The sequence below is a fragment of the Acinetobacter sp. ANC5681 genome, assembly GCF_023488045.1.
Classification (GTDB): domain Bacteria; phylum Pseudomonadota; class Gammaproteobacteria; order Pseudomonadales; family Moraxellaceae; genus Acinetobacter.
On sequence record NZ_JAMFKZ010000005.1, the window covers coordinates 158,788 to 169,071 of the forward strand.

Sequence of the window (10,284 nt, forward strand, 5' to 3'; positions counted from 1 at the left end):
TTTTTTATTGATTAGATTTTTAGTTATTCACACGAATCCAGATTTGACTACGACCCAATACTGATACGCCAACATAACCTCGTAGATGTAACCTTTGTCCATTGTTACTTAACTTTGCTGCGAGACTATACATACGACCAGTGTTTGGATCTAAAATTTTTCCATCTGCATAAGACAAATCCTTTTTATACTTCAGCTTAGTAATTACATTTAAGCCTAAGATGGGTTTGTTCGTGTAAGGAGCAGGGCAACCCGTACAGAATTCTTTTGGTGTATAACCTGTTCGCGGGGTAATTTTAATAACTTTACCAATATAAGTTCCATCAGCTTCTTTGATAATTTCAACCTGTCCTTTAGGCGCTCCTGTTACATCGTCAACGCTTTGCCAAGTACCTACGATATCTTGTGCAAAAGTCAGATGGCTAAGACTAAATAAGAAGAAAAACGTAATGAGTTTTGTGTACATGTCTAAGCTACTCAGCCACTATTATTGTCTCTCTATTATTTCGGATTTTTAATCCTAGATTCAATTATTATTTTACAATTGTGTATTTTATTAATAATTGAAATTTCAAGGAATTTTTTAAAATTTAATAAAAAAACACCCTTAATTCTGAAAGAAATAAAGGTGTTTTATAGTGCTAAACCGTGATCAATTTGATCCAATATAGATGGTCGGCGTGATTATGTCGTTTTAAAATTTATTCATCGCGAAGCCAAATTTGATTACGACCTAATGCAGATACGCCAACATAGCCTCGCAAATGTAAGCGTTTGCCATTAGAACTTAATTTTGCTTTCATACTATAAACTTTGCCAGAATTTGGATCTAGAATACGACCATTAACATAGTTCAGCCCCTCACCTTGTTTTAGGCCTGTCATCACGTCTAAGCCTAAAATAGGTTTATTGGTATATGGTGCTGGGCAGTCTACACACGTTTCTTTTGGTGTGTAACCCGCACGTGGAGTAATCTTTACAATCTTACCCGCATAAGTACCGTTCGCTTCTTTACGAATTTCGACTAAAGCTTTTGGTGCACCAGTTTTGTCATCGATACTTTGCCACATACCTGTAATATCCTCTGCAAAGCTTAGACTACTCATTACAGATAAAATCAACGCACCGAATAATTGTTTTCCCATCATTAAAAATCCTTTTAACGTTTGAACTCCCATTATGTAGGATTTTTGACAACTAGTTCAATATAAATTGACATCTCTGTGACAAATTAAGAAAGAGACAAAATAAAAGTGGGTAGCCATATAGCAGTAAACACACCATTCACAGCCATACCAAAAGCGGCATAACGACCTGTAACAGGACCTCGCTGCCATGCTTGTGCTGTACCAATTGCATGAGCTGCCAAACCTAAAGCTAAGCCTGAAGCCCGTTCATCATGGATATGTTTTAAAATCCACGGAGAAAATGCGGCGCCAATGACTCCAGATAAAATCACAATCAGTGATACCATCATCAGAGGAGCGTGTAATAGTGTGGCAATATTCAGAGCAATTGGCGTCGTTACAGCTCGGGTTGCAAAAGCCATAATTGTTGGTTCTGACATGTGTAATAAATATGCAAGCCCCATCGGCAATGCAACTGCACTGATACTTGCAAAACACAAAATGCCAATCATCGATTTAATTGGTAAATCATCATAACGCATTGCAGCCAGTGGAATTGCCAAAGCGACAGTCACATAACCAAGCAAATGATTAAAGACACCATTCACATTATTCATGTACTGTTCATAAGGAATACCCAAAATTGCGAGTAGTCCGATCACAATAAACATCGCAAAAACAATTAATGGAATCTGTGGAATTTTTTTGTTTAAAGGTTTTGCGATGAGATAACTGATTAAGGTAATCACGAATCCATATATAACCATCAACATATTCATGAACTCCTATAACCAGCGTTTCGCCATTTTGGCGTAAATCCACAATGGCAATAAAGTACTCAAGGTTAAGACAAATAAAAAGATTGGAATTTCTTTGCCTAAATGTACCAACATGATCAAAGAGCCAGCACAGATTGGCAAAAAGGCAAAAGCACTTTCTTTCATGATTTTGTTGTTGGTATCGATAAGACGATTGGAGATTTTTCTAAATCTTCTCCAAATTAATAAAGTTGCAAGTAAGCTGATCAGTCCGACGAGATTACCTAATTCTGGGTGATGAAAGACCGTGGTAATAGCAACAGCACCTTCACGAAATACAATAATTAATAGAATCGTGCAAAACCAGGCTGTCCAATCAATTTCTTTCATCTTTTTTCTAACTCTCACTTATAAACGATTATTACATTGATGCTTACTTTTCAAATTCTTCCAAAGGCCTGTAAAATAAAGCTGCTTGGTTTCCAAGAATTTCATCTAATGGTAGATGTGCTTGTTTGATCAGTTGATGCAATTTTTGTGGAGCAATACAAACTGATAAATGCAAATCACCTTGCTCATCATATTGTTCAGTTTGAATGACATTCAGTGTATAAAGTTGTGTGCGTAGTTTACCGTAAGCAGGTTTGAGAACTAAGTCGAAATGTTGTAACTGTCCCATCAGGCATTGTTGAACAGCTTGGCTTAGTAAATCCAATCCCTGCCCAGAATGCGCAGAAACATAAACGCGATCAGGTAAATCCGCTGCTTTATAAATAATTTTTGCCGTATCACCGCTGAGATCAATTTTATTGTAAACATGAAGAATCGGTGCATCGGCTCCAATTTCTTTCAGCACAGATTCCACTGCTTCGATTTGTTCAGGCATGTTAGGGCTACTGCTGTCAATTACATGCAAAAGTAAGGTCGCTTCTAGTGTTTCTTCTAAGGTCGCTTTGAAAGATTCAACCAAATCATGCTGTAAATTTCTCACAAATCCAACTGTATCTGCGAGTACGACGGTACCAATACCATCCCATTCTAGACGACGTAAGGTTGGATCGAGTGTTGCAAAAAGTTGGTCTGCTGCATAGACATCACTTTGGGCTAAAATATTAAACAGTGTCGATTTACCGGCGTTGGTATAACCAACCAAAGAAATCGTTGGAATTGCTGCTTTTTGGCGTGCGGCACGACCTTGTAATCGCGTCTGTTGAACTTTAACCAATTTGTCTTTCAGTTGGGTAATACGTACTTTGATGAGTCGGCGATCAGTTTCAAGTTGTGATTCACCAGGACCACGTAGACCAATCCCACCTTTTTGTTGTTCTAAATTACCTGTGAAGCCTCGAATTAAGCGCGTTGATAAATGCTTAAGTTGGGCAAGTTCAACTTGTAATTTTCCTTCGTGTGTACGCGCTCGTAATGCGAAGATATCTAAAATAAGCCCTGTACGATCAATTACACGACATTTTAAGATTCTTTCTAAATTACGTTCTTGAGCTGGTGAAAGAGAGTGATCAAAGATAACTAATTCAGCTTCTAGCTGCTGAACTAATTCTGCGATTTCATCAACTTTACCTGAGCCAATAAAAAATTTAGGGTCTGGTTTATTTCTTTGTACAGAAATATGTTCAAGAATTTCAGCACCAGCGGATTGAGCGAGCAATCGAAATTCTTCAGCATCAAGGTCATCGAGTAACTGCACAGAAACACTGACTAAAATTGCTCGTTCACCACTTTGTTGCCGCTCAAAAAATTCCACGCTATTATCATATCCTGAGTATTGAAGCCTTATTCTAGAATAAACTTCAAGCAAAGGGCAAAGGCTTCATGGATTTATATGACATGGTGGTGAATAAGTTTGATAAAACCAACGAGTGTGCCGATATATAAAATTGACCAGCCCAAAAATATTCTTAAAGCATAGCCATAAGGAATATTCACTTGATTATGAGATGTTGTGTGTTGAGGATTCATCATATGACCTCTTAATTCATTAATTCGATCTATTTATGATATTTAATTTAAAAAACCTTTTAAAATTGAAAATAATTATATTCACATTCGTTTTTTCTCATGGTGGTAACTTTTATAAATAGATACGGGCATGATATAAGTGAGCTAGTTCAATGCAATGTGCATACATGCGTACGGTTTTAATGATTTATGACTCAAGAAGCAACAGTAGCAAATAACACACCATTAAATTTCATCTCTAAATTGAGCTTGTATAGTAAAAAATTAGCCTCAGGTCTAGAAACAATTGGTGAAGGTTTTTATCTCATTTATCGACACGGTTTATACAAGGATCCAAATAATCCAACGAATACGCGTTATGTTCAGTATTTTTGCCGCCGTTTATGCGAAGTTTTTAATATCGAAGTGCAGATTCATGGCACTATTCCAAGAGAACCAGCGCTTTGGGTGAGTAATCATATTTCTTGGTTAGATGTTGCTGTACTTGGCTCTGGAGCACGTATTTTCTTCTTAGCAAAAGCAGAAGTCGAAAAATGGCCCATTTTGGGTAATTTAGCAAAAGGCGGTGGAACCTTATTTATTAAGCGAGGTTCTGGTGACTCAATCCGAATAAAAGAACAAATTACAGCGTTTTTAAAACAAGATATTCCAGTTTTGTTCTTTCCAGAAGCTACAACCACAGATGGTCGTCAGGTCAAAAAAGTACATGGGCGCTTATTGGGTGCTGCGATTGACGCGCAACGTCCAGTTCAAATTTGTGTGATTTGCTATGTCAATCAACAAGGTGAATTAGATCTGGTCGCACCATTTATTGGTGAAATGTCTTTTGCAGAACATGTGCAACGTGTTTTAGAAATGCCAAAAGTTACCGCACATTTATTGACCCTACCTGCAATTCCTGTAACAGGCCATACGGTAGATAGCTTAACTAAAGAAGTTGATCGTCAAATGCGAGCAGGGCTGCTTGAGTTACAAAGCAAAGTTTTAAATACTCAGCCATAACAATACTCGCTTTAAATTACATAAAGCCTTCAATCGGCAGCCATGAAATAATTTTCAGTCCTGCCTTTTGCCACCATTTCATTCGAGGTTCTTTGGTGTAAATGACAGGACCTTGTGGTGTTTCACGTCGCCATGTAATTTTTTTATTGGCATCTAACACTAATTTATAGGCATATTTACTTAGATTTTGATCCATAGTCGCATGAACAGCTTGCGCTAAAGATGGGCTATCTAAAAGCACGCCAATTTCAGTGTTCAGATAAGCAGAGCGTGGATCAAAATTAAATGAACCAATAAAAACTTGCTTTTCATCTAGCGCCATCAGTTTGGCATGTAAACTGGAACGGCTTAGTCCTTTGATATTTACTTTTGCTTTCTTCGCGAGTTCTTCGGTATGTTTATCGAGATCATTTTTATTTAATGCTGGGAGAAACTCATATAGCTGTACACCATGCTCCAGTAAATCCTGACGATATTTTCCATAAAATGCATGAACAACAGCGACATCGTTTGCCTGAAATGAATTTGTGAGCACTCGAACGTCGATTCCATCTTTTGCAAGATCGTTGAGAATTTTAGCCCCCTTTTTTTCAGGGACAAAGTAAGCTGAGATGAGGTCAATATTTTTTTCAGGTTGTTCTAAACGATTAATCAATTGGAAATTAAGGTGTTCTTGTTTTTTGGCTTTTGATTTAATTTTGTCAGGAGAGTCTTTTACAACTTCAGCTTTTACCCAGTTTAAAGGAGTATCCCGACTGATAATTGAATCAATTGCCTGTGAGTTGCCAGTCAGATCAAGATAATTCTGTACCGTTGCTCTATTATAATGCTCATCAAGTTGCTGTTTTAGGCTCTCATAGCTCAAGTGATGAGCATTTTGATTGACAATTTCCCTTACATCGTAAGCGTAACTATGATTCCAGTATTCGTCAAAAGATTGTGAAATGTCATTGACCGCTTTGCCCACCAACATCACATCGACATCAGAAAACTGATAGTTATCACTCACGTTATAGTATTGATTCGTCATATTACGTCCACCAATCAAGGCAACTTGTTGGTCTGCAATAAAACTTTTGTTATGCATTCTACGATTGATACGTTTTAAGTCCAAAACCATATCAAGCGCACGGTATTTGCGAAAACGATAGGGATTGAATAATTTAACGTCAATATTTGGATGCTGTGCCAGAGCTAAGAAGATTCCTTCAGTTTTTTTTGCGTTATTATCATCAATAAGTAATCGCACTTTGACACCACGATCTGCTGCGCGAATCAGCGCATGCAAAGCAAGAGCACCTACTTTGTCATTGTCCCAAATATAATATTGCAAATCTAAGGTTTTCTCTGCCTTATCAATTAAACGTAGTCGTGCTGCTAACGCTTCTAGGGGTTCAAATAAAACGTGATAACCCGTCAATCCAGGATTTTGTTGTTCTAAAGGCTGAATGATCTGAGCCAAAGTTGTCTGATTTATTTCTAATTGTTGAATGTTAGATTGTTGTATTGGCTCTATGTTATGTTTAGGTAGTGTGCTGCATCCTGTGATTGTGATCGCAATACTGCAATAAATCGCAAGCATACTTTTATTGTAAGTAGTTGTACTTATTTTTGTATGTTTACGATTTAGATGAGAAAATTGCGTCATAATCTTTACTGATTAAAAGTTGGACTTGAGTATAGCATTTCATCAAAAATTATAAATATGAGATGCGATGTATGTCCTAATATCAGATTAATGAGAGTGGTAATGTCGAATTCGGACACAGGTATATTAATTTTCTATATTATTTTTATTGTTCTAGCCTTGTGGGCATTCGCTCAGGCATGGACTCATCAAGCAAGAACTGAAACGATTCATCCTTTTAAAGCTTTTGTACATCTAGCTACATTTTATCTTTCTTATTTGTTAGTTCCTCTCTGGTTTTTTAGCTTGTATGCAGGTTGGTTTGAGTTTTACAGTTTACATGAAAGTATTTTTGTTTTCCTTTTAACGAGCATATTGATTTATGCACGATTTATTGAACCACATATGGTTCATGTTAAACATCATCAATACCGTTTAAATCCGGATCGTGATTTTATTCAACCAGTTAAAGTGGCCTTGATTGCAGATATGCATGTGGGATTGTTTTCTGGTCATGAACGTCAATTAAAAAGCATTGTTAAAAAGTTAAATGAAGCTAAACCAGATATTGTAGTGGTTGCAGGTGATTGGACTTATGAACCTGAGAATCGCTTAATTCAGGAACTCTCAGTACTAAAACAAATTCATGCCCCTGTATATTCTGTCCCCGGTAACCATGATGAGCAGTATCCTGGTCCACCTATACAGACATTATTAAAAGATGCATTAGAGCAGAATAATGTGATTGATATAGAAGGGCAGATTATCGATTTTGATGAGTTTCGCTTAATTGGAATTGGTGATTTGTGGGCGGGTAAAGCAAATATGCGATTTATGCCAGACTTACCACAAGATAAACCATGGCTCATTTTATCTCATAACCCTGATACAGTAGATATGGTGCCAGCATTACCTATACGACCATTAATGCTGGCTGGTCATACACATGGAGGGCAAATAGAACTTCCTTGGGTTACAACATATATTATGAAAAAAGTGTCTATCTTGGGGCACAAAAAAGGTTTTTATACACATGAACACGCTGATGTATTTGTAACGGTTGGGACAGGTATGGTTGGCGTTCCATTTCGATTTAGGGTTCCACCAACCATTGATATTATTGAACTCATATAAATTAAAAAAGCCAACTTTAAATAGTTGGCTTTTTTAAAAAATTACAAGTTAAGGAATAATAATAATCGTAACTCGGCGGTTATTCGCGCGGTTCTCATCAGACGTATTGGGCACGAAAGGTTGGCTTGCACCACGACCAATCACAGTGAGATTATTTGGCTTGAAACCTTGATGAATAAAAATCGAAGAAACGCTTTGAGCGCGTTCTTCAGACAATTTCTGGTTATACTCAGGATTACCAATATCATCAGTGTGACCCACAACTTTTAATTTTTGCAGATCATATTTGTTCAATTGATTGGCAAGACGAACGATTTCTCTTTGATGTTCAGGTTTGATATCTGCTTTGTTAAAGTCGAAAAGTAAACGTTCAGGTAGACCCAGACTCCAACCTTCTTCTGTTAAAATGAAACCTTCTTTTTTAAGCATTTTGACTTGACGATATTTCAAAGAACCAAAACTTAAACAGCCAGCCAATGTTAGGCAGAGTAACGCTACAAAGGAGATATTAAAAGTGTGAGCGCGCATAACATGTCCTAAATTTCTGGTTTATAAAGAAACCAATGTGGATTTAAATTTTTAGCTTTATACATTGCTTGATCTGCTTGCATGACTAAATCATCTGGATTGTCTGCAAACTGTGAAAATGCAATCCCTAAACTAAAGCTAAAATGGATAAGTTGTCCGTTAAAATCCAAAGGCTCATCACAACTTGCTAGTAAACCTTCAGCGATTGTTTGTAAATGATCAGAATGATGGATGGTATGCAAAATGATTGCGAATTCATCACCACCCAAACGAGCAATAAAGTCTTCTTGTCTGACAGACTGCATTAATCGATTTGCCATTTCTCTTAATACCGCATCACCAGCAAGATGACCATAATGATCATTAATTGCTTTAAACCTATTATTATCTATGAAAATCAGTGCTGAATTGTGACGAAATTGCTTATTTTTAAAAATATTGAGCAATTCTTCATAAAAATAGTGTCGATTAGGTAAACCTGTGAGCTGGTCATGGCGAGCTTGAAATGAAAGTTGGAGATTCTCTTTCTGTAAATGAGTATGCCAAACTTGTATTTCTTCTAAGAGCTCATTAAATACCGTATTCAGATTTTGAAACTCTTTAATATGGTTATTTGGAAAACGTAAGTTGTAAGCTTTTTGGTCACTCACTAATTGAGCAATATGGGTTAATGGTTTGATCGCTTGCATGATTTGGCGATAGGTAAGATTAACCGACCATAACAGTGCAATCACAATAAAAAACATTGATATGGCTAGACCAATAATGATGGTTTTTAAGAAATGTAAAATATTTTCTGAGCTGCCATATAAAACTAATTCGCCGACTTGTTTCTTATGATGAATAACCGTCAGTTTAATTGGATCATGTAGAAACCATTTATCTAATACGCTTTGTAAAAATGATGTGTGGTCGATTTGCTTGGTACTTTCTGCTAATAATTGATGCTCTGGAACATAAACATGAATACTACGAATCGCATGTTCTGTTGTGTAGTCCGCTAAAATTTGATCAATTGCTCCTTTGTCCTTGAAGACAACAGCGGGCTGGATTCGTTCAAGTAGCGTTTGACTTAATAGTTGTAAATTTTGTTTGGCGTGCGTTTCCATTGTGAATATGGAAATTGTTGCAAAAGTACAAGAGCAAATTAAAAAAGTAATTGCAAAAATCGTAAATTGAGATTTACGGAATAAAGCATGTAGCGAAGTAGATTGATATAAATTCGAAATCACTTTAATTACTCCGTATTCTTCGCCAAGATTAAGACTCGGGGGTCGATATGAACTTTGGAGTAACTCAAAGCATCTAGATTTATTTTAAATGTAGAAGAGGTCTTTTTGTTGTATAAACAGAAAATACTGCCAATTTCACATGCTGGATTATTAATGCTTAATGACAGTAATGAACGCGATGGATAAGCTTGAATCAAGTTTTGTTGTTGTTGCGGTGTTGTTGTTGAGAAATACACAACATGACATTCTGTTTTTTTAAAATCTTTTGAATTAACAGCTTGTACCTGATAATCATACCCAAGTTGTTTAATATTGGATTGAAATTGCCTCGAAGCCTCAGCATTATCTATTACACAAATAATTGGGCGAGATGTATTCGACCACTTGCTATAACTCAATATAGTTAATGCTAATTCATAAAAATTATGATTTGAAATGGCGTAACAAATCTGACTCGTAGCGATCAAGGCTAAAAGCAACAGTAATTGTACTTTTTTAATAATAAACCGTATTTTCAATCAAAAATGCCAAAAAGTTTGAAGCAAGAGATACATTCTACTTAACTTAATTGTTTAAAAAAAGTTCTTATCGATAAAGAAAATAGACAAAAAGTAACTGAGTTAGTCTAAAAAACGTCCACTTAAATAAAAAGATTAGGAAAGGGGGTTGTGTTGGGAGAGGAATGGTGTAGAATGCACATCCATCGGCGGTGATGCAGATAAAAACTTGTTGAGAAACAAGGATTTGGCTAGATTAGTTGGGTTCTTGGGTTGATTGGTGAGTTTTAAAAATATCGAAATTACCTGTTGACTTTAGTTTAGATTAGAGTAACATAGCCGACCTAGCTTGATGATGACGAATCATCGAGAAGATCATTAAGAGAATAGAAGAACAACTTG

General features: G+C 36.4%; 11 protein-coding genes. 2 read left to right on the plus strand and 9 right to left on the minus strand.

The window, feature by feature from the left end; translation table 11 throughout:
• Nucleotides 1-19 precede the first annotated feature (19 nt).
• The 5 genes from M5121_RS05285 to hflX form a co-directional block, all read right to left on the minus strand.
• A complete protein-coding gene (locus M5121_RS05285; RefSeq protein ID WP_005156153.1) occupies nt 20-466 on the minus strand; it encodes a DUF2147 domain-containing protein in 447 nt (148 codons plus the stop codon).
• Between the two features lie 235 nt (nt 467-701).
• Nucleotides 702-1,145, minus strand: coding sequence for a DUF2147 domain-containing protein (locus M5121_RS05290; protein WP_162620852.1), 444 nt, complete (start codon nt 1,143-1,145; stop codon nt 702-704).
• 86 nt (nt 1,146-1,231) lie between these two features.
• Complete coding sequence (locus M5121_RS05295) at nt 1,232-1,900, minus strand: LrgB family protein (RefSeq protein ID WP_005156147.1); 669 nt, start codon at nt 1,898-1,900, stop codon at nt 1,232-1,234.
• Nucleotides 1,901-1,912: 12 nt separating this feature from the next.
• Nucleotides 1,913-2,275 (minus strand): hypothetical protein, encoded by a 363-nt coding sequence (locus M5121_RS05300; protein WP_004660470.1) that lies wholly within the window; start codon nt 2,273-2,275, stop codon nt 1,913-1,915.
• Between the two features lie 43 nt (nt 2,276-2,318).
• The gene (hflX, locus tag M5121_RS05305; RefSeq protein WP_087544035.1) at nt 2,319-3,647 is read right to left on the minus strand and encodes a ribosome rescue GTPase HflX; all 1,329 of its coding nucleotides are present in this window, start codon (nt 3,645-3,647) and stop codon (nt 2,319-2,321) included.
• Between the two features lie 404 nt (nt 3,648-4,051).
• Between hflX and M5121_RS05310 the strand changes: the two genes are divergently transcribed.
• On the plus strand, nt 4,052-4,864 hold the full coding sequence (locus M5121_RS05310; RefSeq protein ID WP_087536496.1) for a lysophospholipid acyltransferase family protein: 813 nt from the start codon (nt 4,052-4,054) through the stop codon (nt 4,862-4,864).
• A 16-nt stretch (nt 4,865-4,880) separates the two neighbouring features.
• Here the strand turns inward: M5121_RS05310 and M5121_RS05315 are convergent, their stop codons facing one another.
• Nucleotides 4,881-6,446 (minus strand): phospholipase D family protein, encoded by a 1,566-nt coding sequence (locus M5121_RS05315; RefSeq protein ID WP_502798270.1) that lies wholly within the window; start codon nt 6,444-6,446, stop codon nt 4,881-4,883.
• A gap of 168 nt (nt 6,447-6,614) precedes the next feature.
• Here M5121_RS05315 and M5121_RS05320 point away from each other — a divergent pair, with 168 nt between their 5' ends.
• A complete protein-coding gene (locus M5121_RS05320; RefSeq protein WP_249570557.1) occupies nt 6,615-7,625 on the plus strand; it encodes a metallophosphoesterase in 1,011 nt (336 codons plus the stop codon).
• Nucleotides 7,626-7,673: 48 nt separating this feature from the next.
• On the opposite strand, the gene yfiB is transcribed toward M5121_RS05320, so the two are convergent.
• The 3 genes from yfiB to yfiR are packed head-to-tail and all read right to left on the minus strand — an operon-like array spanning nt 7,674 to nt 9,903.
• Nucleotides 7,674-8,153 (minus strand): outer membrane lipoprotein YfiB, encoded by a 480-nt coding sequence (gene yfiB, locus M5121_RS05325; protein ID WP_249570558.1) that lies wholly within the window; start codon nt 8,151-8,153, stop codon nt 7,674-7,676.
• A gap of 8 nt (nt 8,154-8,161) precedes the next feature.
• On the minus strand, nt 8,162-9,385 hold the full coding sequence (gene dgcN, locus M5121_RS05330; protein ID WP_208727991.1) for a diguanylate cyclase DgcN/YfiN: 1,224 nt from the start codon (nt 9,383-9,385) through the stop codon (nt 8,162-8,164).
• Between the two features lie 5 nt (nt 9,386-9,390).
• Nucleotides 9,391-9,903, minus strand: a complete 513-nt coding sequence (yfiR, locus tag M5121_RS05335; RefSeq protein WP_502798268.1) for a regulatory sequestration protein YfiR — start codon at nt 9,901-9,903, stop codon at nt 9,391-9,393.
• Nucleotides 9,904-10,284 lie beyond the last annotated feature (381 nt).